Annotated in this window: 23 protein-coding genes; 4 read left to right on the plus strand and 19 right to left on the minus strand. The window is 72.8% G+C overall.

The genetic code is table 11. The annotated features are described in order from the left end of the window. Positions 1–52 precede the first annotated feature (52 nt). The 5 genes from AOM46_RS15095 to AOM46_RS15115 all read right to left on the minus strand — a co-directional run bounded on the left by AOM46_RS15095 (position 53) and on the right by AOM46_RS15115 (position 9,063). Complete coding sequence (locus AOM46_RS15095; protein WP_062211351.1) at positions 53–1,513, minus strand: glutamate synthase subunit beta; 1,461 nt, start codon at positions 1,511–1,513, stop codon at positions 53–55. Beyond that, positions 1,506–6,062, minus strand: coding sequence for a glutamate synthase large subunit (gene gltB, locus AOM46_RS15100; RefSeq protein ID WP_370592714.1), 4,557 nt, complete (start codon positions 6,060–6,062; stop codon positions 1,506–1,508). Before gltB ends, AOM46_RS15095 begins: the two co-directional genes overlap by 8 nt. A 367-nt stretch (positions 6,063–6,429) precedes the next feature. Beyond that, the gene (locus tag AOM46_RS15105; RefSeq protein WP_062211358.1) at positions 6,430–7,131 is read right to left on the minus strand and encodes a VIT1/CCC1 transporter family protein; all 702 of its coding nucleotides are present in this window, start codon (positions 7,129–7,131) and stop codon (positions 6,430–6,432) included. 15 nt (positions 7,132–7,146) lie between these two features. Continuing rightward, positions 7,147–8,205, minus strand: coding sequence for a prolipoprotein diacylglyceryl transferase (gene lgt / locus AOM46_RS15110; RefSeq protein ID WP_062211361.1), 1,059 nt, complete (start codon positions 8,203–8,205; stop codon positions 7,147–7,149). A gap of 117 nt (positions 8,206–8,322) precedes the next feature. After that, positions 8,323–9,063, minus strand: coding sequence for a thioredoxin domain-containing protein (locus AOM46_RS15115; protein ID WP_062211364.1), 741 nt, complete (start codon positions 9,061–9,063; stop codon positions 8,323–8,325). Between the two features lie 101 nt (positions 9,064–9,164). Between AOM46_RS15115 and AOM46_RS15120 the strand changes: the two genes are divergently transcribed. Genes AOM46_RS15120 through AOM46_RS15130 form a run of 3 tightly spaced genes read left to right on the plus strand, consistent with a single transcriptional unit; the run spans position 9,165 to position 12,191 of the window. Then, positions 9,165–10,619: a hypothetical protein gene (locus AOM46_RS15120; RefSeq protein WP_370592716.1), complete on the plus strand. Its 1,455-nt coding sequence runs from the start codon at positions 9,165–9,167 to the stop codon at positions 10,617–10,619. Beyond that, positions 10,616–11,752: a molybdopterin-dependent oxidoreductase gene (locus AOM46_RS15125; protein ID WP_062211365.1), complete on the plus strand. Its 1,137-nt coding sequence runs from the start codon at positions 10,616–10,618 to the stop codon at positions 11,750–11,752. The genes AOM46_RS15120 and AOM46_RS15125 overlap by 4 nt, the downstream gene beginning before the upstream one ends. A gap of 4 nt (positions 11,753–11,756) precedes the next feature. Continuing rightward, positions 11,757–12,191: a hypothetical protein gene (locus tag AOM46_RS15130; RefSeq protein ID WP_067226238.1), complete on the plus strand. Its 435-nt coding sequence runs from the start codon at positions 11,757–11,759 to the stop codon at positions 12,189–12,191. A gap of 126 nt (positions 12,192–12,317) precedes the next feature. Here the strand turns inward: AOM46_RS15130 and AOM46_RS15135 are convergent, their stop codons facing one another. The 14 genes from AOM46_RS15135 to hisI all read right to left on the minus strand — a co-directional run bounded on the left by AOM46_RS15135 (position 12,318) and on the right by hisI (position 24,053). Next, positions 12,318–13,019: a bifunctional 2-polyprenyl-6-hydroxyphenol methylase/3-demethylubiquinol 3-O-methyltransferase UbiG gene (locus tag AOM46_RS15135; RefSeq protein WP_062211367.1), complete on the minus strand. Its 702-nt coding sequence runs from the start codon at positions 13,017–13,019 to the stop codon at positions 12,318–12,320. Then, positions 13,016–13,699, minus strand: coding sequence for a DUF2064 domain-containing protein (locus tag AOM46_RS15140; RefSeq protein ID WP_062211369.1), 684 nt, complete (start codon positions 13,697–13,699; stop codon positions 13,016–13,018). Before AOM46_RS15140 ends, AOM46_RS15135 begins: the two co-directional genes overlap by 4 nt. Then, complete coding sequence (locus AOM46_RS15145; protein ID WP_062211376.1) at positions 13,696–14,361, minus strand: glycosyltransferase family 2 protein; 666 nt, start codon at positions 14,359–14,361, stop codon at positions 13,696–13,698. Before AOM46_RS15145 ends, AOM46_RS15140 begins: the two co-directional genes overlap by 4 nt. 343 nt (positions 14,362–14,704) lie before the next feature. Beyond that, positions 14,705–15,745 carry an NAD(P)-dependent oxidoreductase gene (locus AOM46_RS15150; protein ID WP_062211378.1) on the minus strand — a complete coding sequence of 347 codons (1,041 nt, stop codon included), beginning with the start codon at positions 15,743–15,745 and terminating at the stop codon, positions 14,705–14,707. A 53-nt stretch (positions 15,746–15,798) separates the two neighbouring features. Further along, positions 15,799–17,016 (minus strand): DUF1266 domain-containing protein, encoded by a 1,218-nt coding sequence (locus AOM46_RS15155; RefSeq protein ID WP_062211381.1) that lies wholly within the window; start codon positions 17,014–17,016, stop codon positions 15,799–15,801. A 67-nt stretch (positions 17,017–17,083) separates the two neighbouring features. Continuing rightward, the gene (gene trpA / locus AOM46_RS15160) at positions 17,084–17,902 is read right to left on the minus strand and encodes a tryptophan synthase subunit alpha (RefSeq protein WP_062211384.1); all 819 of its coding nucleotides are present in this window, start codon (positions 17,900–17,902) and stop codon (positions 17,084–17,086) included. Next, the gene (gene trpB / locus AOM46_RS15165) at positions 17,899–19,152 is read right to left on the minus strand and encodes a tryptophan synthase subunit beta (protein ID WP_062211386.1); all 1,254 of its coding nucleotides are present in this window, start codon (positions 19,150–19,152) and stop codon (positions 17,899–17,901) included. The genes trpA and trpB overlap by 4 nt, the downstream gene beginning before the upstream one ends. Positions 19,153–19,376: 224 nt before the next feature. Continuing rightward, positions 19,377–19,601: a tryptophan biosynthesis modulator TrpM gene (trpM, locus tag AOM46_RS35355; RefSeq protein ID WP_078856845.1), complete on the minus strand. Its 225-nt coding sequence runs from the start codon at positions 19,599–19,601 to the stop codon at positions 19,377–19,379. A 6-nt stretch (positions 19,602–19,607) separates the two neighbouring features. After that, on the minus strand, positions 19,608–20,414 hold the full coding sequence (gene trpC, locus AOM46_RS15170) for an indole-3-glycerol phosphate synthase TrpC (protein WP_062211389.1): 807 nt from the start codon (positions 20,412–20,414) through the stop codon (positions 19,608–19,610). Positions 20,415–20,584: 170 nt separating this feature from the next. Beyond that, positions 20,585–20,989 carry a DUF2752 domain-containing protein gene (locus tag AOM46_RS15175; RefSeq protein WP_067226241.1) on the minus strand — a complete coding sequence of 135 codons (405 nt, stop codon included), beginning with the start codon at positions 20,987–20,989 and terminating at the stop codon, positions 20,585–20,587. Between the two features lie 103 nt (positions 20,990–21,092). Then, complete coding sequence (locus tag AOM46_RS35360; protein ID WP_062211392.1) at positions 21,093–21,389, minus strand: HGxxPAAW family protein; 297 nt, start codon at positions 21,387–21,389, stop codon at positions 21,093–21,095. A 107-nt stretch (positions 21,390–21,496) separates the two neighbouring features. Beyond that, positions 21,497–22,108, minus strand: a complete 612-nt coding sequence (locus AOM46_RS15185) for a TIGR02234 family membrane protein (RefSeq protein WP_062211395.1) — start codon at positions 22,106–22,108, stop codon at positions 21,497–21,499. Further along, a complete protein-coding gene (locus AOM46_RS15190) occupies positions 22,105–23,643 on the minus strand; it encodes an anthranilate synthase component I (RefSeq protein WP_062211398.1) in 1,539 nt (512 codons plus the stop codon). The genes AOM46_RS15185 and AOM46_RS15190 overlap by 4 nt, the downstream gene beginning before the upstream one ends. Positions 23,644–23,654: 11 nt before the next feature. Then, a complete protein-coding gene (gene hisI, locus AOM46_RS15195) occupies positions 23,655–24,053 on the minus strand; it encodes a phosphoribosyl-AMP cyclohydrolase (protein WP_062211401.1) in 399 nt (132 codons plus the stop codon). Positions 24,054–24,228: 175 nt separating this feature from the next. On the opposite strand from hisI, the gene AOM46_RS15200 reads away from it, so the two are divergent. Further along, on the plus strand, positions 24,229–24,864 hold the full coding sequence (locus tag AOM46_RS15200; protein WP_062211404.1) for a TIGR03085 family metal-binding protein: 636 nt from the start codon (positions 24,229–24,231) through the stop codon (positions 24,862–24,864).

Below are 24,864 nucleotides of genomic sequence, written 5' to 3' on the forward strand. Positions count from 1 at the left end.
GGGCGCCGTGGGGTGTCCGTACCACGTTGTACGGCACGAGTGGGGGGCCGGGTCAGACCGCCAGCGAGCGGTCGGTCGGCCGCACCGGATAGGGCAGGGCGCTCTCCCCGGTGAGGAAACGGTCCACGCCACGGGCGGCGGCGCGCCCCTCGGCGATGGCCCAGACGATCAGCGACTGCCCGCGCCCCGCGTCACCGGCGACAAAGACACCGTCGACATTGGTCGCGTAGCTGGCGTCCCTGGCGACATTGCCGCGCGCGTCCAGTTCGAGGCCGAACTGCCGCACCAGGCCGTTCTCCTGGTCGGTGCCGGTGAACCCCATGGCCAGGGTGACCAGTTGGGCGGGGATACGCCGCTCGGTGCCGGCCTTCTGGGTGAGCTTGCCGTCGACGAACTCCACCTCGACCAGGTGCAGCCACTGGACGTTGCCGTCCTCGTCGCCCTCGAAGTGGGTGGTGGAGACGGAGTAGACCCGCTCGCCACCCTCCTCGTGCGCCGAGGTCACCTTGTAGAGCATGGGGAACGTGGGCCACGGCTGGTGACCGGCGCGCTCATCGGAGGGGCGCGGCATGATCTCCAGCTGGGTGACCGAGGCGGCGCCCTGCCGGTGCGCGGTGCCCACGCAGTCGGCGCCGGTGTCGCCGCCGCCGATGACCACCACATGCTTGCCCTCGGCGGTGATCGGGGCGCGGGTGAGATCGCCTTCCTGCACCTTGTTGGCCAGCGGCAGATACTCCATGGCCTGGTGCACGCCGGTCAACTCCCGCCCGGGAACGGGCAGATCGCGCGCGGTGGTGGCGCCGGCGGCGATCACCACGGCGTCGTAGCGGCGGCGCAGCCTGGCGGCGTCCAGATCCCGGCCGATCTCCACCTCGGTGCGGAACTTGGTGCCCTCCGCGCGCATCTGCTCGATGCGCCGGTTGAGGTGCCGCTTCTCCATCTTGAACTCGGGGATGCCGTAGCGCAGCAGCCCGCCGATGCGGTCCGAACGCTCGAAGACGGCGACGGTGTGCCCGGCCCTGGTCAGCTGCTGGGCGGCGGCGAGCCCCGCCGGGCCCGAGCCGATCACGGCGACCGTCTTGCCGGAGAGCCGCTGCGGCGGCTGCGGGGTGACGTCGCCCGCCTCCCACGCCTTGTCGATGATGGTCACCTCGACGTTCTTGATGGTGACCGCGGGCCGGTTGATGCCGAGCACACAGGCGGACTCGCAGGGCGCGGGGCACAACCGCCCGGTGAACTCAGGGAAGTTGTTGGTGGCGTGCAGCCGCTCGCTGGCGGCCGCCCAGTCGCCCCGGTAGGCGAAGTCGTTCCACTCCGGGATGAGGTTGCCCAGCGGACAGCCGCTGTGACAGAACGGCACGCCGCAGTCCATACAGCGGCCGGCCTGCTTGCTGATCACCGGCAGCAGCGAACCGGGAACGTAGACCTCGTTCCAGTCCCTGACCCGCTCGGCGACGGGGCGGCTCTTGGCGCCCTCGCGCTCGGTGGTGAGAAAGCCCTTCGGATCAGCCATGGGTCGCCGCCTCCATCATCTTCTCGTGGGTCTCGGACTCGCTGAGTCCGGCCCGCTCGGCGGCGTCCTTGGCGGCGAGCACGGCCTTGTAGGTGGTGGGCATGATCTTGCTGAACCGGGTGACGGCGCTGTCCCAGTCCTTGAGCAGCCGGTCCGCGACGGTGGAGCCGGTCTCCTCGGCATGGCGGCGCAGCACCCCGCGCAGCCAGCTCCGATCGGATTCCTCCAATGGTTCGACCGCCACCATTCCCGTGTTGACCAGATCGGGATCGAGATCGACCACATAGGCCACGCCACCCGACATGCCGGCGGCGAAGTTCCGCCCGGTGTCGCCGAGCACCACGGCCCGGCCACCCGTCATGTACTCGCAGCCGTGGTCGCCCACGCCCTCGGCGACCACGGTCGCGCCCGAGTTCCGCACGCAGAACCGCTCGCCGACCCGGCCGCGCAGGAAGATCTCCCCGCCGGTCGCGCCATAGGCGATGGTGTTGCCCGCGATGGTGGAGAACTCCGGCAGATGCTCGGCCCCCCGGTCAGGGCGCACCACGAGTCGGCCGCCGGAGAGGCCCTTGCCGACATAGTCGTTGGCGTCGCCCTCCAGCCGCAGCGTCACCCCGCGCGGCACGAAGGCGCCGAAGGACTGGCCGGCCGAGCCGGTGAAGGTGATGTCGATGGTGTCGTCGGGCAGTCCGGCGCCGCCGAACCGCTTGGTGACGGCGTTGCCCAACATGGTGCCCACGGTGCGGTTGATGTTGCGCACCGGCACCTGGGCCCGCACCGGCTGGGCGTCCTCGGCCCGCTCGGCGGCGAGCGCGTCGGCCGACAGCTTGATCAGCTCGTTGTCCAGCGCCTTGGCCAGCCCGTGGTCCTGCTCGACGACCCGCCGCCGGACCGCGCCGTCGGGCAGCTCGGGAACGTACAGCAGCGGGGCCAGGTCCAGGCCCTGCGCCTTCCAGTGGTCGACGGCCCGGGAGACGTCCAGCAGCTCGGCGTGGCCGACCGCCTCGTCCAGGCTGCGGAAGCCCAGCTCGGCCAGCAGCTCGCGGACCTCCTCGGCGATGAACTCGAAGAAGTTCACCACGAACTCCGGCTTGCCGGCGAAGCGTTCACGCAGCGCCGGGTTCTGGGTGGCGATGCCGACGGGGCAGGTGTCGAGATGGCAGACCCGCATCAGCACACAGCCGGAGACCACCAGCGGAGCGGTGGCGAAGCCGTACTCCTCGGCGCCCAGCAGCGCCGCGATCAGCACATCGCGGCCGGTCTTCAGCTGGCCGTCGGTCTGCACCACGATCCGGTCCCGCAGCCCGTTGAGCAGCAGCGTCTGCTGGGTCTCGGCCAGGCCCAGCTCCCAGGGGCCGCCCGCGTGCTTGAGCGAGGTCAGCGGCGAGGCGCCGGTGCCGCCGTCGTGGCCGGAGATCAGCACCACGTCCGCGTGCGCCTTGGAGACGCCGGCGGCGACGGTGCCGACGCCGACCTCGGAGACCAGCTTCACATGGATCCGGGCCGCCGGGTTGGCGTTCTTCAGGTCGTGGATCAGCTGCGCCAGATCCTCGATGGAGTAGATGTCGTGGTGCGGCGGCGGCGAGATCAGGCCAACGCCCGGCGTGGAGTGCCGGGTCTTCGCCACCCACGGATAGACCTTGTGCCCGGGCAGCTGGCCGCCCTCGCCCGGCTTGGCGCCCTGCGCCATCTTGATCTGGATGTCGTCCGCGTGCACCAGGTACTCGCTGGTCACGCCGAACCGCCCGGACGCCACCTGCTTGATGGCGCTGCGCCGGGTCGGGTCGACCAGCCGGTCGGAGTCCTCGCCGCCCTCACCGGTGTTGGACTTGGCGCCCAGCCGGTTCATGGCGATGGCCAGGGTCTCGTGCGCCTCCTGGGAGATGGAGCCGTAGCTCATCGCACCGGTGGAGAACCGCTTGACGATCTCGCTCACCGGCTCGACCTCGGCCAACGGCACCGGCGGGCGCTCGCCGTCCTTCAGCCGGAACAGGCCGCGCAGCGTCATCAGCCGCTCCGCCTGCTCGTTCACCCGCTGGGTGTACTGGCGGAAGATGTCGTAACGGCCCTCGCGGGTGGAGTGCTGGAGGCGGAAGACCGCCTCCGGGTCGAAGAGGTGCGGCTCGCCCTCGCGACGCCACTGGTACTCGCCGCCGATCTCCAGCGTGCGGTGCGCGGGCGCCACCCCGGAGGCCGGGTATGCCTTGGCGTGCCGGGCGGCGACCTCCTTGGCGATCACGTCGAGGTCTGCGCCGCCGATCTTGGTGGCGGTGCCCTGGAAGTAACGCTCGACAAAGGCGGCGTCCAGACCGACCGCCTCGAAGACCTGCGCGCCCCGGTAGGAGGCCACGGTGGAGATGCCCATCTTGGACATCACCTTGAGCACGCCCTTGCCGAGCGCCTTGATCAGGTTGCCGATGGCGACACCGGGCTCGACCCCGGGCAGGAAGGTGCCCCGGATGGCCAGGTCCTCCACGGACTCCATCGCCAGATAGGGGTTGACGGCCGCCGCGCCGTAGCCGATCAGCAGCGCCACATGGTGCACCTCGCGGACGTCGCCCGCCTCCACCAGCAGCCCCACCTGGGTGCGCTGCTTGGTGCGGATCAGATGGTGGTGCACGGCCGAGGTGAGCAGCAGCGAGGGGATCGGGGCGTGCTCGGCGTCCGAGTGCCGGTCGGAGAGGACGATCACCCGCGCGCCCTCGGCGATGGCCGCGTCCGCCTCGGCGCAGATCTCGTCGAGACGCCGCGCCAGCGCCTCGCCACCGCCGGAGACCCGGTAGAGGCCGGAGAGCGTGGTGGAGGCGAAGTCCGGCAGGTCGCCGTCGGCGTTGATGTGGATGAGCTTGGCCAGCTCGTCGTTGTCGATCACCGGGAAGGGCAGCGAGACACTGCGACAGGACTCAGCGGTCGGCTCCAGCAGGTTGCCCTGCGGGCCCAGCGCGGAGAGCAGCGAGGTGACCAGCTCCTCCCTGATGGCGTCCAGCGGCGGGTTGGTGACCTGCGCGAACAGCTGGGTGAAGTAGTCGAAGATCAGCCGGGGCCGCTCGGAGAGCGCGGCGATCGGGGTGTCGGTGCCCATCGAGCCGATCGGCTCGGCGCCCGCCTTGGCCATCGGCGTGAGCAGGACCCGCAGCTCCTCCTCGGTGTAGCCGAAGGTCTGCTGCCGCCGGGCGACGGAGGCATGGGTGTGCACCACGTGCTCACGCTGCGGAAGGTCGGCCAGCTCGATCTGGCCGTCGGCCAGCCACTCCTCGTAGGGGTGCTCGGCGGCCAGCCGCTCCTTGATCTCGTCGTCCTCGATGATCCGGTGCTCGGCGGTGTCCACCAGGAACATCCGGCCCGGCTGGAGACGGCCCTTGCGGACCACCCTCGCCGGCTCAAGATCCAGCACGCCGACCTCGGAGGAGAGCACCACGAAGCCGTCGTCGGTCACCCAGTACCGGCCGGGACGCAGACCGTTGCGGTCCAGCACGGCGCCGACCTGGGTGCCGTCGGTGAAGGTGACACAGGCGGGCCCGTCCCAGGGCTCCATCATCGTGGAGTGGAACTCGTAGAAGGCGCGCCGCTTCGGGTCCATCGACGGGTGGTTCTCCCACGCCTCGGGGACCATCATCAGCACCGCGTGCGGCAGTGAACGGCCACCGAGGTGGAGCAGTTCCAGCACCTCGTCGAAGGTCGCCGAGTCCGACGCCTCCGGGGTGCAGATCGGGAACACCCGCTCCAGCCGCTCCGGGTCCCCGAAGAGGCCGCTGGCCAGCTGCGACTCCCTGGCCCTCATCCAGTTGCGGTTGCCCTGGACGGTGTTGATCTCGCCGTTGTGCGCGACGAAACGGTAGGGGTGCGCCAGCGGCCAGCTGGGGAAGGTGTTGGTCGAGAACCGCGAGTGCACCAGCGCGATGGCGCTGGTCAGCCGGCGGTCTGAGAGGTCGGGGAAGAAGGGCTCCAGCTGCCCGGTGGTGAGCATCCCCTTGTAGACGACGGTGCGCGCGGAGAGCGACGGGAAGTAGATCCCGGCCTCGCGTTCGGCGCGCTTGCGCAGGACGAAGACGATGCGGTCCAGCTCAAGACCGGCCCGCCCGTCGCGCTCGTCGGCGACGAACAGCTGCCGGAACGACGGCATGGTCTCGCGGGCCGAGGCGCCCAGCAGGCCGGGGGCGACGGGGACGTCCCGCCAGCCGAGGACGGTCAGCCCCTCCTCGGCGGCGATCTCCGCCACCCGGGCGACGGCGGCCTCGGCCGCGTCCGCCTCGGCGGGCAGAAAGGCCAGGCCCACGGCATACCGGCCGACGGGCGGCAGCTCGAAGGAGACGTTCTCACGGAGGAACCCGTCGGGGATCTGGATCAGGATGCCCGCACCGTCGCCGGTGTCCGGGTCAGAGCCGGTGGCCCCACGGTGCTCAAGGTTGCGCAGGACGGCAAGCGCCTGGTCAACGAGCTGATGGCTGGCTTCGCCGGTGAGAGTGGCGACAAAGCCGACACCACAGGCGTCGTGCTCGTTGCGCGGGTCGTACATCCCCTGCTTAACCGGGTGGGACGCAGAACGCATCGGCTCTCCCGTCGTCGTCTTGGTCTGTGGTGGCTCCGAGGGACGACGTTGGCCCTGGCGTTGCTAAAATTTTCACGCAGGTTACACGATGGCCCGTTTCCCGGGAAGCGGATACGTCAGTCCACGATACGGACTTCATGCCATCGATTCGCGCCGGATATGGGCGACATGGCCACCCTAATCACCTGGCTGGCGTGGACGCCGCTGTCCGTTGGGCGTCCAAGCACCTGCCCGGCGTCCATGAAGTGAAACCCCTCGGAAACAAAGCTCACCCCGAAGCACGTCAAAGTGACCTAACGTGACCCATCGCGGCCGTATTCCCGACTCCGCCCCGGTGGTCCCGGGTGGGGGCTTTGTCCAGAGTAGGTCAGCCCACCGCCGTGCCAAAGGCCGAGCCGAGAAGATAGGTGAGACCGGCCGCCGCCGCCCCCAGGGCCAACTGCCGGGTGCCGCTGAACCACCAGGGGCGGGCGGTGATCCGCGCCACCAGCGCGCCGCAGAGAAAGAGCCCCAGCAGGGAGACCAGCACCGCCGGCCAGAGCGATTCGGCCCCCAGCAGATAGGGCAGCACCGGCAGCACCGCGCCCACCGCGAAGGAGACGAACGAGGAGCCGGCCGCCACCGCCGGCGACGGAAGGTCGGCCGGGCCGACGCCCAGCTCCTCCCTGGCATGGATCTCCAGGGCCTGCTCGGGATCGCGCGAGAGCTGCCCGGCCACCTCACGGGCCAGCTCGGGATCCACGCCCCGGTTCTCGAAGACCGCCGCCAACTCGGCGAGCTCCGCCTCGGGATGGCGGGTCAGCTCGCGGCGCTCGACCGCCAGCTCGGCCAGCACCAGCTCGCGCTGGGCGGCGACCGAGGTGTACTCACCGGCGGCCATCGAGAAGGCGCCGGCCGCCATCCCCACCATGCCGGCGACCACCACCGTCCCGCTGGCCGCCGAACTTCCCGCGACGCCGCTGATCAGGCCGAGGTTGGAGACCAGTCCGTCCATCGCCCCGAAGACGGCCGGGCGCAGCCAGCCGCCCTGGACGTCGCGGTGACGGTGATGCGCCTCGGCTGCCGACATCGCGTGCGGAGCGGGTCAGGAGGAGGTGGCGGGCGCCGTCTCGGAGCCGCCGGCCTTCGGCGCGGCCCCGCCCTTGTCGAGGGTCGTCTTCGCCGTCGTCCCCTCGTCGTCGCCCGGTTCCTCGGCTTCGCCGGTGGTTCCGCCGCTGTCGCCCCTACCGCCGTCCTCGGCTTCGCCGGCGCTTTCGGCGCTCTCGGCGCCCCTGGCTTCCGTCGCGTCCGGGGTGTCGGGCTGGTCGTCGGAGCGTGGCTCGACGTCGTCCTCCCGGCCGGGGGCGAGGCGGTGGGAGATCACGATATAGGCGACGGCGGCGAGGAAGACGGCCACCGAGGTCCAGTTGTTGAGCCGCAGGCCGAGGAACTCGTGCGCCTCGTCGACCCGCAGGTACTCGATCCAGAAGCGGCCGACGGTGTACCCCGCGACATAGAGCGCGAAGGCCCGGCCGTGGCCGAGGCGGAACCTGCGGTCCGCCCAGATCACCAGCACACCGACGCCCACGCACCACAGCGACTCGTAGAGGAAGGTCGGCTGGAAGGTGTCGTGGATCCCCCGGTACTCCGGCGGGATGTTCTCCTCCTCGGTGATCCGGACGGCCCACGGCAGATCGCTCGGGCGGCCGAAGAGCTCCTGGTTGAACCAGTTCCCCCAGCGGCCGATCGCCTGGGCGAAGGCGATGCCCGGCGCGACGGCGTCGGCCATCGGCGGCAGCGCGATGCCCCGCCGACGGCAGGCGATCCAGGCACCGACGGCGCCACCGGCGATCGCGCCCCAGATGCCGATACCGCCGTCCCAGATCCTGAACGCGTTGACCCAGTTCCTGCCCTCGTCGAAGTAGAGCTGGTAGTCGGTCACCACGTGGTAGATCCGCGCGCCGATCAGGCCGAACGGCACCGCCCACACCGCGATGTCGGCCACCGTCTCGGCCCGGCCACCCCGCTGGACCCAGCGTCGACCGCCTAGCCAGATGGCCAGAAAGACGCCGATGATGATGCACACCGCGTAGCCGCGCAGGGGCAGTGGCCCCAGCTCGATCTCGCTGCCGCCGGGACTGGGGATAGACGCAAGGATCTCCATGGTGCCCCCGACGCTACCGTGCCCCGCGTCCTCAGTGGAATCCCGTGGCCCGGTTGACTGCCCGTGTCACCCGGCGTCCCGTCCGTCACGGCGGTGCGCCGCCGCCGGCGCCCTGCCTCAGCCGGTCAACTCGGCGACGCGTTCCCGCAGGTGGTCGGGGGTCAGCGGATCGCCGCCAGGACCCATCCGCTCGTTGTTGAGCAGCACGGTCGGCGTGGCGTTGTGGTCGCCGTTGAGGAAGTCCGCGTTGGCGCGGGAGACCCAGTCGTCGTGGGTGCCGTCCTCGACGCACGCCTGGAAGATCTCGTTGTCCAGCGCGTCGACCTGCCTCCCCAGGTCGATCAGCATCGACTTGTCGGCGAAGGCGTCGTCGGTCTCGGCGGGCTGGTTGTCGAAGAGCAGGTCGTGGTATTCGGGGAAGGTGCCCTGGTCGCGGGCGCAGGCGGCGGCGTTGGCGGCGTTCCTTGAGCCGCTGCCGCGCATGTTGCCGTCGATGATGGTGACCAGGTGGTAGTCGACGCGCAACTGACCGGCGGCCGTCAGCTCGTTGATCGTCTCTCGGAACATGGACTCGAACTGTCCGCATGCCGGGCAGCGGAAGTCCTCGAAGACCGTCAGCACGGCGGGGGCCGAAGCCTCGCCCACCGTGATCGGCTCGGCCGCCGGGCCGGCGCTGTCGTCGTCCTGTCCCCCGCCGGCGGCCAGGACGCCGACGCCCGCGGCGATCGCCAGCACCACGGCGGCGACCCCGACGATCTTGAGGACGCGCAACCGCCGTTGACCGGCCCGCTCCCGCTCGCGTTCCTCCCGCAGCCGCTCCCTGGCGCTGCGCTTTCCCTCTTGGTTCCGTGCGCTCACGCCTGGCCAACGACACCGGGGCTGCCAGGACACGCCCGAACGCCACGCGCAACGATCGGCGCAGGTGACGGGAGGCGTCCGGCCTCGTTCCTCCTGGTGTGATGCCCGAGAAAGTGTCCTCCCCCGCCCCTCCGTCCCCTCCACGGGAAGCCGTCCCTGCCCCCCCGCCGCCTCCGCCGTCCGGGCCCCCGCGGCCGGGGGTACGCGGGGAGCTGGTCGCGGCCGGCTGCGCGGCGCTGCTGTTCGCCCTCTCGGCGGTGCTGGGCACCGCCATCAACGACGGGGACCGGCTGCGGCTGCAGTCCCCGCCGCTGCTGGCCAGTTGGGCGCCGCATATCGGCCCCGGCACGGTGCCGGCGCTGCTGCTCGCCGGCCTCGGGGTGCTCTACGGCCCGACGCTGGCCCGGCGACTGCCCTGGCGTTGGCTGCTGCTCGGCACCTGGGCGGGCTCGGTCGGCTGGCTGCTCGCGCTGGCGTCGATCGACGGCTGGCGGCGCGGGGTGACCAACAATCTGGAGACCAAGCACGAGTACCTGCGCTCGGTCGACGACATCAACGCGCTGCCGTCCCTGGGCCACTTCCTGGACACCTTCGTGTACCAGATCCCCATCGACGCGCCCGACAACTGGCCGGCGCATGTGGCGGGTCATCCGCCGGGGGCGACGCTGACGTTCGTCCTGCTGGACCGGATCGGGCTCTCCGGCGGCACCTGGGCCTCGCTGTTCTGTGTCCTCTGGGCGGCCAGCGTGCCGGCCGCCGTGCTGCTCACGGTGCGGGCGCTCAGCGGCGAGCGGCTGGCCAGGCGCGCGGCGCCGTTTCTGGTGCTGGCGCCGGCGGCGGTCTGGCTCGGGGTCTCGGCCGACGCCTACTTCGCGGCGGTGGCCGCCTGGGCGGTGGCGCTGCTGACCCTGGCCTGCGTGTGGCGGCGGTCGCCGGGCCGCCGGTGGCGCTGGGCGGCGCTCGGCTCCGGTCTGTTCTTCGGCTGGTTGGTCTATCTGTCCTACGGGTTGACGCTGATGGCGCTGGTCGGGGTGGCGGTGCTGGTGCTGACCCGGGAGTGGCGGCCGCTGCCCTATGTGCTGCTGGGCGTCGCGGCCTGGGTGACGCTCTTCACGGCCAACGGCTTCTGGTGGTACGAGGGTTACCAGGTGCTGGTGGAGCGCTACTACGCGGGCGCGGGCGGCCAGCGCCCCTACGGGTATTTCGTCTGGGCGAACGTGGCGGCCCAGGTGTTGACGGTCGGCCTGGCCACGGTGGCGGGGCTGCGGCACTGGGCGCCCCGGCTGCCCGGCGGGCTGCGGGATCTGACGGCCGAGCGGCGTCCGGCGCGGGGCACCGGCGCGTTGGTGGTGCTGGTGGCTTCGGCGCTGGCCGCGCTGCTGATCGCGGATCTCTCCGGGATGAGCAAGGCGGAGACGGAACGGATCTGGCTGCCGTTCGTGGTCTGGACGCTGCCGGCGACGGCGCTGTTGCCGCCGAACCGGGCCCGCTGGTGGCTGGCGGCCCAGGTGGTGATGGCGGTCACCGTCAACCATGTGTACCGGACCAGCTGGTGAAGGTCGCGCCGGGGCCGCGCCGCCCGTGGCCCCGCTTCCGGGGGCGGTTGCACGACGCGCGGACGGCGACGGCGGTGGGGCGGCTGCTGGGCGTCGGGGTGCTGGTCTGCTTCCTCACCGGGCTGGTCAGCCACGGTCTGCAGACGCCGCCCGGCTGGCTGGCGCCGCATCTGCCGACCCGCCCGGTATGGGGCTACCGGGTGAGCCAGGGCCTCCATGTGGCCACCGGGATCGCCCTGGTCCCGCTGCTGTTGGCGAAGCTCTGGACCGTCTACCCCCGGCTCTGGGTCCGGCCGCCGGTGCGTTCGGTGCCGCATGCGCTGGATCGGCTCTCGGTGGCCGTGCTGGTGTCGGTCGGGCTGCTGGAGGTGCTGATCGGGCTGGTCAACATCGCGCAGTGGTATCCGTGGCCGTTCTCCTTCAAGCCGGTGCACTACGCGTTGGCCTGGGTGCTGGTCGGCTCGGTGCTGCTGCATGTGGCGGTGCGCCTGCCGCTGATCGCCCGGCACTGGCGGCGCGATCCGGCCGATCCGGAATCGGCCGACCGCAGGTCGCTGCTGCGCGGTGTGGTCGCCGGGGTGGGCGCGGTGACGGTGGTGACGGCGGGGCAGACGTTCCCGCCGTTGCGCCCGTTCGTCCTGTTGGCGCCGCGCGATCCCGACCATGGGACGCAGGGCCTGCCGATCAACCGGACGGCGGCGGCCGCCGGCGTCGACCGTGCCGAGCTGACGTCCGAACGGTGGCGGCTGCGGGTGCTGGGCCCGTTGGAGTACACCCTCTCGCTGGCCGAACTGGGCGCGTTGCGCCAGCACACGGCGCGGCTGCCCATCGCCTGTGTGGAGGGCTGGAGCGCCTCGGCGGAGTGGACGGGGGTGCGGCTGCGCGACCTGCTGGAGCTGGCCGGCGCGCCGGCACGGACCTCGGTGCGGGTGCGCTCCGCGCAGACCACGGGGAGCTACCGGGTGATGGAGATGCCGGGCCAGTACGCGGCCGATCCGCTGACCCTGCTGGCGCTGCGCCTCAACGGGCAGGTGCTGAGCCTGGACCATGGCTTCCCGGCCCGGATCATCGCGCCCAACCGACCCGGGGTGTGGCAGACGAAATGGGTCGGGACCATCGAGGTGACGGGGTGAGGGGATGACGGTGACTCGGCTGACGGCGGGCGGGCTGGGCCTGCTGCTGATCGGCGTGGGGGTGCGGCTGCTGTGGGTCGACACGGCGGACGGCACCCCCGGGCAGGTGGCCGGCTGGTTGCTGGGGACGCTGCCGGCGCACGATCTGCTGCTGGCCCCGCTGGTACTGCTGATCGGGTTCGCCCTCCCCACGGCGGGCCGCTGGCGCGGGCCGCTGCGCGGCGGCCTGCTCACGGCGGGCGCGCTGTTCCTGGTGGCCCTCCCCCCACTGCTGCGCGCCGACTCCGCCCGCTACCCCACCTCGCTCCCCCTCGACTACCCACGCGGCCTCCTGATCTCCCTGACCGCCGTGGCCCTGGCGGTGGTGCTGATCCGCTGGCGCCGCTGGCGCGAACCCCGCTGGCGCGGTGCGGGCCGACGAGGGCGACCACCGCGCTGACCCGGGCCACGGCGCCCATGGCGCCGCCGCTCGAACCGTCACGACGGTGCGGCTCCCGCACCAGTAACGAAGGCCGGCGGGGCCCGACCCACACGGTCCGGGACCGGGCCCCGCCGTCCCGGTGGGTCAGCCCGATGCCCGCGCGGTGGGGGGCGCCGCGAGGGCCGGGCCGGCAAGGCCGTGGCGGAGGGCGAGGAAGGGGCGGGAGTGGGTGGACCAGCGGGCGACCGTGGTCCAGCCGGCGGCCTCAGCGCGGCCGCGCAGGGCGTCGACGCCGACCCTGGCCCAGGGGAACGCCGGGCTGGTGCCCCCCTGGTCGTCGTCGAGCCAGGCGTCGAACCGTTCGTCCACCTCGGACTGTGCCGCTTCGACCAGCAACAGGCCGCCGGGGGTGAGCAGTTGGCCGACGCGGTGGAGCAGGGCCAGCGGGTCGCCGCCGATGCCCACGTTGCCGTCCATCAGCAGCACGCTGTCCCAGCGGCCCTCGTCGGGCAGCACGTCGAAGACGGAGCGCAGCAGCGCGGCGCCGCCCCTGGCCCTGGTCCGCTGGACGGCGGCGCGTGCGGTGTCGATGCCCAGCGCCGGGCTGGCCCGGCGGGCCAGCGCCGCGACCATCCGCCCCGGGCCGCAGCCGATGTCGAGGACGCTGCCCGCGCAGCGTTCCAGCACGGTGCGGTCGGCGGCGTCGGGCCGTTGGCACCAGCGTTCGACGTCGAGGCGGAGCCGGTGCCCGTTGGCGGCGCGCAGGAACAGCGGGCCACGGCCGGTGCGCAGGGCCAGCGTGTAGAGGTCGGTGGACCACGCGGGGGTGGTGGTGACGGTGGTCATCGTCCCCCTCCCTCGTGGGCGGCCGCGCCGACCGGCTGTCGCCCGGGGCCGGCGGCCAGTGCGGCGAGCGTCGCCGCGAACCGGCCGTCCGGGTGCGCGGCGGCGACCCGTTCCGCGTCCCGGGCCGTGTCGACGTCGCACAGCGACGGCAGTTCCCGGACGTCGAGCCCGGCCGCCAGCAGCCGGCGGCGCTGTTCCGCGCCGGTGCGGGCGGTGGACATCGGTACTCCGCGCACCAGTTCGGGGCGGGGTTCGGCCATGCCGAGCGCCCAGAACCCGCCGTCATCGGCCGGGCCGAACCAGGCGCGCCCCGGCGGCCAGCTGTCGGGTCCGGTCGCCGGGGCCAGCAGCTGCGGGGTCAGCTGCGGTGTGTCCATGCCCACCAACAGGGTGGGCCCGGTACACCCGGCGAACGCGGCGGCGATCCGCTGGTCGAGGCCGCCGGCGCACTGCGGAACCACCAGGTATCCGGGGGGCAGCCAGGGGCCCGGGCGGCCGTCGAGGACCAGGACGCGGCGCGCGGCCGGCACCAGGAGCAGGGCGGCGAGGGTGTCGGCCAGGGCCGCCGCCGCGATGCGGGCGGCCTCGGCCGGGCTGAACGGCGGGGTGAGCCGGGTCTTGACCCGGCCGGGCAGCGGCTCCTTGGCGATGACCAACAGGGTCGTGGCCGGACGGGTCATCGGAGTACCTCCCGCATGTCGTGAACGGCGTGCCAGGTGCCGCGCCAGGTGCCGGTCACCTTGGAGGTGCCGACGCGGGGCAGATAGGGCACCTCGGTCTCGGCGACCCGCCAGCCGGCGTCGGCCGCGTGCACCACCATCTGCAGCGGATAGCCGCTGCGCCGGTCGGTGAGGTCGAGCGCCAGCAGGTCGGTTCTGCGGGCCACCCGCATCGGGCCGAGATCGTGGAGTCTCAGGCCCGTGCGGCGACGCACCAGCCGGGAGAGCGCCTGGTTGCCGACGCGGGCGTGCAGCGGCCAGGCCCCTCTTCGGGTGGGCTGACGTCTGGCCAGCACCAGATCGGCCTCGCCGTCGACCACCGGGGTGGCCACCCGGGGCAGCTCGCCGGGGTCGAGGGAGGCGTCGCAGTCGCAGAACGCCACCAGTTCGGCCGTGGCGGCGCGGAGTCCGGCGTGGCAGGCGGCGCCGAAGCCACGGCGTGGTTCGAACACCACGCGCGCGCCCAGCTTTTCGGCGATACGGGCCGAGTCGTCCGTGGAGCCGTTGTCCACCACGACGGCGTTCCAGCCGTCAGGGATGCGGTCGAGGACCCAGGGAAGGGCCTCGGCCTCGTTCAGGCAGGGCAGCACCACGTCGCCCCGCGCGGATGAATGGTTACTCACCCGGCATACCGTACAAAGACAAACAACGTATATCGGGGCAACAGTGCTGATGAATCCCGGTGTTCGCATCCGGCCGGGCGACCGTCGCGGATGGCGGGAGGAGTGTGGCAGCCCGGCGGGTTCCCGGCGGGCGGCGCGGGAGCAACGCGCCGGCCGGCCACCCGATCCGGTGGTTTTCGGGGAGCCGGGCTGACGTTCCCGGCGGGGGCGGTCTCGAACAGATGACACGCCGGCGCGCCGCCCCGGGGACACGCGCCGGCGCTCACTCCTCCGCGCAGAGCCCCGGGTTCGTCGACACCCCGGCCAACGGGCCGTCAACGACCGGCGGCGCCACCGCCGTTGCTCAGCGGGAACGCAGCGGGGCGGTGGCGAAACGCGTCACCCCGTCGGCGAAGGCGACGCGGGGGGACCAGTCCAGTTCCTTCTGCAGCCGAGCCGATGAGGCGGTGATATGCCGAACGTCGCCCCGTCGGTACTCGCCGGTGACCACGGGCGCGGGGCCGCCGCGCGCCTCGGCCAGGGCGGCGGCCATCTCGCCCACGGTGTGCGGCTGCCCGCTGCCGACGTTGTAGGCCCGCGCGCTCCCCGCCGGACGGTCGGCCAGCGCGCCGAGCGCCGCGACATTGGCCCGGGCCACATCCGTGACATGGACGAAGTCCCGCCGCTGCGCGCCGTCTTCGAAGACCCGGGGCGGGCGGCCCGCCTCCAGCGCCGAACGGAAGAACGCCGCGACGCCGGCGTAGGGCGTGTCGCGCGGCATCCGGTCGCCGTAGACGTTGTGGTAGCGCAGGCTGATCGCCCGGCCGCCGACATCCCTGGCCCAGGCCGCCGCCAGGTTCTCCTGGGCCAGTTTGGTGGCCGCGTAGACGCTCCGGGGATCGACCGGATCCTCCTCGTCGACCAGCCCGGGCGAGAGCGGCGCCCCGCATTCGGGGCAGGGCGGTTCGAAGCGGCCGGCGTCCAACTCCGCCACCCGGCGCGGGCCCGGGCGGACCTGCCCGTGTCGGGCGCAGTCGTAGCGGCCCTCGCCGTAGACCACCATGGACCCGGCCAGCACCAGATCGCGCACCCCGACCTCGGCCATGGCCGCCAACAGCCGGGCGGTGCCCAGGTCGTTGACGGAGACATACTCGGGGGCGTCGGTGAAGTCCTTGCCCAGGCCGACCATCGCGGCCTGATGACAGACCGCCGCCATGCCCGGCAGGGCGCCGGCCAGGGCCTGGGCGTCCCGCACGTCGGCGCGGATCCAGGGCACTTCGGCCGGGGCGCCGGCGGCTTGCGGCGGCAGGATGTCGAGCACCGTCGGCTCATGGCCGGCGGCCAGCAGGGCTTGAACGATATGGGAGCCGATGAAACCGGCTCCGCCAGTGACCAATACACGCATAGCGGACACGCTAGTCAGCGGGGGCCCGACACCGTGGGAGCCGGCGCCGCGCGTCAGCGTTCCGTGAGATCCACCGCCGGGTGTTCCCAGGGGACGCTCAGCCAGGGGCTCTCCGGATCGGTGGTCAGGATCCGGAAGACCGTGACCATCTCCGTGTACCAGTCGCCGAACTCCTCGCTGTCGAAGTGCAGACAGCGCCCCAGGATGTAGCCGGTGGCGTAGTCCCCCCAGGACTGGTACACCTGCCGGGCGCCCTCGCTGGCGTGCAGCACCGCGCGCTCCGTCTCGGCCAGCTCGCCGAGGCGGGCGCCGAGGCCCCAGCGCGCCATGCAGGAGGCGCGGCCGAAGTCCCAGGCGAGAACGGAACGGACGCATTCGTCCGCCGCCATCAGACCGTCGGCGCGGAACCGCGCCTCATAGCGCAGCACCTGGCCGATCAGCTGGTGGGCCAGGGCGATATCGGCGTCCAGATCGAACTCGGGGGGCTTGCCCGTGCGGTCCACCACCTCGGCGGTGCGGGAGAGCAGCACCCGCTCGGCGGCCTCCCGCCAGGCGACCGGATCGGGCACCGCACCGTACTCCTGGATCATCGCCTGCCGCACCCGGAGCACGAACTCCCAGGCCGGGGATATCAGTTCGCCCTTCAGCAGGCGCTCCAGGATCTCCAGCCACTGGGCCCTGCTGGTGACGCTCCACCAGGCCCGCAGCAGCTCCTTCTCCTCCGAGTAGCCGCCGGACTGCCAGCCCAGGTGGTTCCAGATGGCGCCGTTGTTGACCATCAGCAGGGCCCCGCAGGCCAGGCCGTGCGCCATCGGACCGGCGCGATGGCCCGTCCAGAGCGTCTTCAGCTGGCTCTCGGCCGCGCTGTTCTTCGCCCGCCGCTTCCACTTGCGCGGATCGGCGGGCAGAAACGTCTCCACCGGGGTGCCCGGGTTGACGGCGAGCCAACGCGCCGGGCGCGGCCAGCCCTTGGCGAGATCGGCCAGCTCACAGCGCTCGAAGATCTGGTCGGCCGCGGGCGGCGGCAGCATGCCCCGGGTGTACACCGGCAGGCAGGTGCCCTTGACCTCCGGATGCTGGAACGGGCTGAACCGCAGCCGACCCGGCACCGCGTCCGCCAACTCCCTGGACATCGGCAGAAAGAGATCCGTGCCGGCCAGCACCTCGAAGTAACGCGTCCAGTCGCTGTTCAGGCCGGCGTCATAGAGCTGTTGCTCCACGCTCGTCGGCGGCTGCCACGGCAGATCGGCCGAGGTCCCCTCGTTCCCCATGGCCCGACTGTACCCGCAGCCACCGACAGCCGGGGCGCTGACCAGCCGTCAGCGCCCCGGCTCCCGGTCAGCGTCCGGCGCGTACCCCGTCGGCCAACTCGCGGGTCAGCGCCCGCAGTTGTTCGATGGCGGCCGGCTCGTCCGCCAGCCGGTCCAGCACCGCCTGGACAAAGGCGGAACCGACGATCACCCCGTCGGCGAACCCGGCGACCTCCGCCGCCTGGGCGCCGTTGGAGACCCCGAGGCCGACACAGACCGGCAGTTCGGTGGTCTCCCTGGTCCGCGCCACCAGACCGGCCGCGCCCCGGCTGACGGCGGCCCGACCGCCGGTGACCCCCATCAGCGAGGCCGCGTAGACAAAGCCGCTGCCGGCCGCCGTGATGGTGGCCAGCCGTTCGTCGCCGCTACTGGGCGCGACCACGAACACCGTGGCCAGACCGTGCTGTTCGGCGGCCTTGCGCCAGCCGTCGGACTCCTCGACCGGCAGGTCGGGCAGGATGCAGCCGGCCCCGCCCGCCTCGGCGAGCTCGGCGGCGAACCGCTCGGCACCGTAACGGTCCACCGGGTTCCAGTAGGTCATCACCAGCGCCGGCACACCGGTGGCCGCGTGCAGCTCGCGCACCGTGCGCAGCACGTCGGCGATCCGCACCCCGCCGCGCAGGGCGATGTCGTCGGCGGTCTGGATGACCGGGCCGTCCAACACCGGGTCGCTGTGCGGCAGTCCCACCTCGATGATGTCGCAGCCGCCCTCGACCATGGCCACCGTGGCGCGGATCCCCGCGTCCACGCTGGGGAAACCGGCCGGGTAGTAGCCGATCAGCGCCGCGCGCCCCTCGGCGCGCGCCCCCGCCAACGCCGCTTCCAGCAGCCTCAGATTGCCGCTCACCGGTCGTTCTCCTCGCCGTCGTAGAGCCCGAAGTAACGGGCGGCGGTGTCCATGTCCTTGTCGCCGCGCCCGGAGAGGTTGACCACCAGGACGGCCTCGGGGCCCTTCTCCCGCTGGAGTTCCCGGCCGACTTCGAGGGCGCCGGCCAGCGCGTGGGCGCTCTCGATGGCCGGAATGATGCCCTCGGTGCGGGACAGCAGCCGCAGCGCCTCCATGGCCTGGGCGTCCGTGACGGGCCGGTACTCGCCGCGCCCGCTGTCCTTGAGATAGGAGTGCTCGGGACCGATCCCCGGATAGTCGAGACCGGCCGAGATCGAGTAGGGCTCGGTGATCTGCCCCTCGTCGTCCTGCAGCACATAGGAACGCGAGCCGTGCAGCACACCGGGTTCGCCGGCGGTCAGCGTCGCCGCGTGCTCGCCGGAGTCCACGCCGTGCCCGGCCGCCTCGCAGCCCACCAGGCGGACGCCCGCGTCCGGGATGAAGGCGTGGAAGAGGCCGATCGCGTTGGATCCGCCGCCCACACAGGCGACCACCGCGTCCGGCAGCCGCCCGACGCGCTCCTGGATCTGCCGTCTGGCCTCCACCCCGATGACCCGGTGGAAGTCCCGCACCAGGGCCGGGAACGGGTGCGGTCCCGCGGCCGTGCCGAAGAGGTAGTGGGTCTCGTCGACGGTGGCGACCCAGTTGCGGAACGCCTCGTTGATGGCGTCCTTCAGGGTGCGGCTGCCCGAGGAGACCGCGATCACCTCGGCGCCCAACATCCGCATCCTGGCGACGTTCAGGGCCTGCCGCTCGGTGTCGACCTCGCCCATGTAGATGGTGCAGCGCAGCCCGAAGAGGGCGCAGGCGGTGGCCGTGGCCACGCCGTGCTGGCCGGCGCCGGTCTCGGCGATCACCCGGGTCTTGCCCATCCGGCGGGTGAGCAGGGCCTGCCCCAGCACGTTGTTGATCTTGTGCGAGCCGGTGTGGTTGAGGTCCTCACGCTTGAGGAACACCCGGGCGCCGCCGGCCTGTTCGGCGAACCTGGGCACCTCGGTCAACGGGCTCGGGCGGCCCGCGTAGTTGACCATCAGATCGTCGAGCTCGGCGAGGAACGCGGGGTCGTTCCGCGCCTTCTCGTACTCGGCGGCGACCTCGTCCATGGCCGAGCGCAGGGCCTCGGGGACGAAGGTGCCGCCGAACGCGCCGAAGTAGCCCCGCGCGTCGGGCACCCCACCGTCGGGGTCGGGAAAGAAGTAGTCAGCGGGCATCGATCTCTGTGCCTTCCCAGACGAACAGAAAGAAGAAGCAGGAAGAAGAAGGGCGGGAGCGGACAACCCTCGCATGCGGCGGGCGCTCGGCCCGGAAGCGTGCGGGGGTGTCGGGGCACCCGGGGGTGGCTCGGGTGAACGGGCGCACCGGTGCGCGCGGCCGCGCCCGTCAGCGCTGGCGCGCGGGGGCGTGCGACCGCACGGGCACGGGGTGCCGGAGTGCGTCAGCCGAGGCGGAACGCACCCGGGCCCGGGGCGGCCGGCCATCGGCGGCCGCGCACCTGCCCGGGCTCGGCGCCGATGTGGTACCGCACCCGACGGCCCAACACCCGACGACCGGGCGCACGGCAGCCACGCGGGCGGGCGCCTCGCGCGCCGCGCGCCGCGATCCCGCCGGCGGGCGGCGGGGTGCCGCGCCTCGGCGTGCCGTACGGGTGTCCGGAAACCATCGCTCCTCAGCGCCCCTGACGCAGCGCCGGGTGGGCGCCGGCGGCGACCAGATCGGCGACGGCGGCGCGCGGGTTCTTGCCCGTGACCAGGGACTCGCCGACCAGCACGGCGTCGGCGCCCTCGTTGGCGTAGGCGATGAGATCGTGCGGGCCGCGCACCCCGGACTCGGCGACCCGGACGATGCCGTTGGGGATCTCGGGAGCCACCCGCTCGAAGGTGGAGCGGTCCACCTCAAGGGTCTTCAGATTGCGCGCGTTCACCCCGATGATCCGGGCGCCCGCGTCCACGGCGCGCTCCACCTCGTCCTCGTCGTGCACCTCGACCAGCGGGGTGAGACCGATGGACTCGGCGCGCTCGACCAGCGAGACCAGCGCCGGCTGCTCCAGCGCGGCGACAATCAGCAGGACCAGGTCGGCGCCGTGCGCGCGGGCCTCCCACAGCTGGTAGGCGGTGACCACGAAGTCCTTGCGCAGCACCGGGATGTCCACCCGGGCGCGCACCTCGCCGAGATCGGCGAGCGAGCCGCCGAACCGGCGCTGCTCGGTGAGGACGGAGATGGCCGCGGCGCCGCCGGCCTCGTAGTCGGCGGCCAGGCCCGCCGGATCGGCGATCGCGGCCAGCGCGCCCTTGGACGGGCTGGAGCGCTTCACCTCGCAGATCACCGTGACGCTGTCGCCCTTGAGCGCCGCGACACCGTCCTTGGCCGGTGGGGCGGCAGCCGCGCGTTCCTTCAGCTCGTCGAGGGGGACATGTGCCTGCCGCTCGGCGAGGTCGGCTCGGACTCCGTCGATGATCTCGTCGAGCACACTCACGCGACCGGCCCCTTCCTGTCGGTGTGGGGAGGGCAATCCCCATCGATAGTATCGGGCACCGCCGACACCCGTACCACCCGCCCGAGGCGGGCCGGAACCCCCTCGTCCCGACGCCGGAAACCGCACCGTCCGCGCAGGTCAGGGGGCCAGCCGGCCCATGAACCCGCGGGTCAGGGGCGGAGGGCCGAGAACGGGCCGAGGTTCCGCAGCGCGGTGAAGACGGCCACCAGTACGACGGCGGCCCAGCCGGCGCGGCGCCCCGGGGTCGGCCGGCGGGGTGGCCGACCGGCGACCGCGCGCAGCGTCCAGTCGAGCAGTCCGAGCGTCACCGCCACGGCGGCGAGGACCAGCAGCGCGTTGTGGCCGAAAGCCGACGCCCAGTCGCCGTGCGCCAGTGCATGGGTGGCGCGCAGCCCGCCGCAGCCGGGGCAGTGCAGGCCGAGGTGGGTCAGCAGCGGGCAGGGCGTGTAGTTCCCCGGCTGCCCGGGATCGACCCGCGCGACATAGCCGACCGCCGCGCCCAGCAGGGCGACGGCGGCCAGGGGTGGACCGAGCCGGGACAGCCGCTGCCGCATGTGACCAGTCTCACCACGGCCGGGGCGCCCCCGCCGGCTCGCCCCGCCGGGCGACGGCCCGAACGGGTCGGCCGACGAGGCCGGGTGGGGCTGGTAGGGCGGGTCAGTTGGCGGCGGCCCGCTCCGGCTCGCCGGCGGCCTGCGCCGGGATGTCGGCCGACCCGCCGGCCGCGAGCTGCGCCGCGCCCGGGCTCCGGGAGACGGCCGGCTCCTGGCCGAGGCCCATCGAGCGCATCACCAGGCCGACCACACAGGCCAGCAGGAGCACCGCGCCACCGGCGGCGACGCCCCACGGCTGCGCGACAACGGTGAAGTAGCTGCAGACGCAGAACCCGATGAAAGCGATGATCACCCCGGTCCAGGCGGCAGGGGTGTTTCCGTGGTGGTAGTGGCCCGCCATGCTGTGTGCTCCTCGAAAAACGAAACGACGAACGGAAGGTTTTGAGTGGGTGTCTCCCTCGCCCGCCTTCCATTGTGGCAGGCCACACCGACAGTCCTGGGTGGGGTCTAGGTGGGGTCCTCGCCCCGGTCCAGGGCCCGCCAGATGTCCTCGGGCCGGTCCGGGTCGCTCGGCGCGCGCCCGCCGCGCTCGTACCGTCCGGCCCGCTCGTACCTGCTGGACATGGACGGCCAGTGCCGCCCGTAGCTCAACGCCAGCAGCCCGGCGCACAGCAGCAACAGGCCGCCCACCGCCGAGAGCCAGGGCCAACCGGTGTGGCTCACCGAGGTGACGGCGACATCGGTGATGCCGATGGTGTCCACCGCCACCCGGTCCAGCGCCTTGGTGTCGCCGGCGCCGAGCAGCGCCGCGCCGATCGATCCCGCGCCGCTGAGCGCCAACGCGGAGGCGACGACCACCCGGCCCGTTCCGCGCACCGCGAACACCGCGACCAGCGCGGCGAGACCGACGAGGGCCAGCGCGCTGGGCAGTCCGGACACCGCGCTGCCGCTGGCCGTCACCGGCAGTTCGGCGCCGCCGCCCTGGGCGTCGCCCTCGCCCCAGGTCTGCCCCGCCGAGATCAGGACGACGGCGGCCCCGGCGGCGCCGAACAGCAGCGCCAGGCCGAGCGCCCGACGCGTCGCCCTGGCGCTGGGGCTGTGGGAGGGGTCAGGGGTCACCCCTCCACGCTACCGCGCAGCTTTCCCGCCGTGGCCACCGCCCTGAGAACGGCCGCCGCCTTGTTGGCGCACTCGGTGTCCTCGGCGACCGGGTCGGAGTCGGCGACCACCCCGGCGCCCGCCTGGACATGGGCGACCCCGTCGCGCAGCACGGCGGTGCGGATGGCGATCGCGGTGTCGGCGTCACCGGCGAAGTCCAGGTAGCCGACGCAGCCGGCGTAGACGCCGCGCCTGGTGGGCTCCAGCTCCTCGATGATCTCCATGGCGCGCGGCTTGGGCGCCCCGGAAAGGGTGCCGGCCGGGAAGCAGGCGGTGAGCGCGTCGAAGGCGGTGCGCCCCTCGGCCAGCTGCCCGGTGACCGTGGAGACGATATGCATCACATGGCTGTAGCGCTCCACCGTCATGAAGTCCACCACCTCGACCGTGCCGGGCACCGAGACCCGGCCGAGGTCGTTGCGGCCGAGGTCGACCAGCATCAGGTGCTCGGCCCGCTCCTTGGGGTCGGCCAGCAGCTCCTCGCCCAGCGCCGCGTCCTCCCCCGGCGTCGCGCCGCGCGGCCGGGTGCCGGCGATGGGGTGCAGCATGGCGCGCCCGTCCGCGACCTTGACCAGCGCCTCGGGGCTGGAGCCGACCACGTCGAACCCGCTCTCGCCGGCCGCCTCGTCGCCGGCGAACCGGAAGAGGTACATGTAGGGGCTCGGGTTGGTGGTGCGCAGCACCCGGTAGACGTCCAGGGCGCTGGCCGTGCAGGGCGCGTCGAACCGCTGTGAGGGCACCACCTGGAAGGCGTCGCCGGCCCTGATGTACTCCTTGGCCGCCTCGACCGCCGCCCGGTAGCGGGCGCCGCCCGAGCGCGCGGTGAACGTGGGCAGTTCGCTGGCCGGCAGTTCGACGGCGGGCAGCGCGAGGGGCCGGGCCAGATCGGCGGCCATCGCGTCGAGGCGGGCCACGGCGTCCGCGTGGATCGCCACCACCCGCTCGTCGTCGGGGGCGCCGGAAGCCGCCGCGTCGTTGAAGGCGTTGGCGATCAGCAGCACGGTGCCGTCGCGGTGGTCGAGCACGGCGAGATCGGCGGCGAGCAGCATGGTCAACTCGGGGAGCCGCAGATCGTCGACGGTGGAGTCGCCGACGGACTCGAGCCGGCGGACCACGTCATAGCCGAGGTAGCCGACCATGCCGCCGGTGAACGGGGGCAGTTCGGGATCGCGCGGGGTGTGCAGCACCCGCAGCGTCTCCCGCAGCACATCGAGCGGATCGCCCCCGGCCGGCACCCCGGCCGGCGGCCGTCCCACCCAGTGGGCCCGCCCGTCCCGCACGGTGAGCGTGGCCGCGCCGCGCACCCCGATGAACGAGTAACGCGACCAGGTGCGGCCGTTCTCCGCCGACTCCAGCAGGAAGGTGCCGGGGCGGCCGGCGGCCAGCTTGTGGTACAGACCGACCGGGGTGTCGCCGTCGGCGAGCAGGCGACGGGTCACCGGGATGACCCGCCGCTCCTTGGCGAGCACCCGAAAGCGGTCGATGTCCTCAGTCGTCATGGCCCCTGACCCTAGGCGATCTCGTGGCCCCGGGCGATCTCCTGGGCCCGCTCGCCCAGCGGGAGTTCGTCGGCGTCGAAGCAGGTGCGGTCCCCGGTGTGGCAGGCGCCGCCCGTCTGGTCGACGCGGACCAGCACCGTGTCCCCGTCGCAGTCCAGCGCCACGGACTTGACCGTCTGCACATGGCCGGAGGTGTCGCCCTTGGCCCAGTACTCGCGGCGGCTGCGGCTCCAGTAGGTGCAGCGTCCGGTGACCAGGGTGCGCCGCAGGGCCTCGTCGTCCATCCAGCCCAGCATCAGCACCTCGCCGGTGTCGTACTGCTGCGCGATCGCGGGGAAGAGGCCCTGGGGGTCGCGCTTGAGCCGCGCGGCGATGGCGGGATCGAGTCGGGGCGACTGGGTGCTGGACATGCCCCCATTCTGCCCCGCCGACGCCCGGGCCCGGTTCCGCCGGGGCGACCCCGGAAACCGGGGAATCGCGGGAACCGTCGCGGGAACCCCGGAGAACCCGCGACCCCGGAAACCCCGAACCCCGGAACCCCGGTGCAACAGGGGAAACGACCGGACACCGCCTAGGCTTGGGCGCATGTCTACCCATGCCAAGCGTGAACGCCTACTGCTCGCCGATCTGTTGGAGAGTTCGGGCCCCGAGGCCCCCACCCTGTGCGACGGCTGGACCACCCGTGACCTCGCCGCGCATCTGGTGGTGCGGGAGCGCCGGGCGGACGCGGCGGGCGGGGTGATCATCAAGCCGCTCGCGGCCCGGGGGGAGCGGGTGCGGGACGAGTTCGCGGCCCGGCCCTACGACGAGCTGCTGCAGCTGATCAGGACGGGCCCGCCGCGGATGTCCCCGTTCTCGTTCAAGCAGATCGACGAGGCCGCCAATGTCGTGGAGTTCTATGTCCACGGCGAGGACATCCGCCGGGCCCAGCCCGACTGGGAGCCGAGGTCGCTGGATCCGGTCTTCTCGGACGCGCTGTGGAAGCGCCTGGAGACGGCCGGCCGGATCATGGGCCGGCGCAGCCCGGTCGGTCTGGTGCTGCGCCGGCCCAACGGGCAGACCGTGGTGGCGCACAAGGGCACCCCGGTGGTGACGGTCACCGGCGAGCCGGGTGAGCTGCTGATGTTCGCCTTCGGCCGGCAGGACGTGGCCCGGGTGGAGTTGGAGGGCGACGAGGACGCGGTGGCCAGGGCCAGGACGGCGCGGCTCGGCCTGGGCTGA

The organism is Streptomyces sp. NBRC 109706, from assembly GCF_000974485.1.
In the GTDB taxonomy this organism is placed as follows: Bacteria; Actinomycetota; Actinomycetes; order Streptomycetales; family Streptomycetaceae; genus Streptomyces.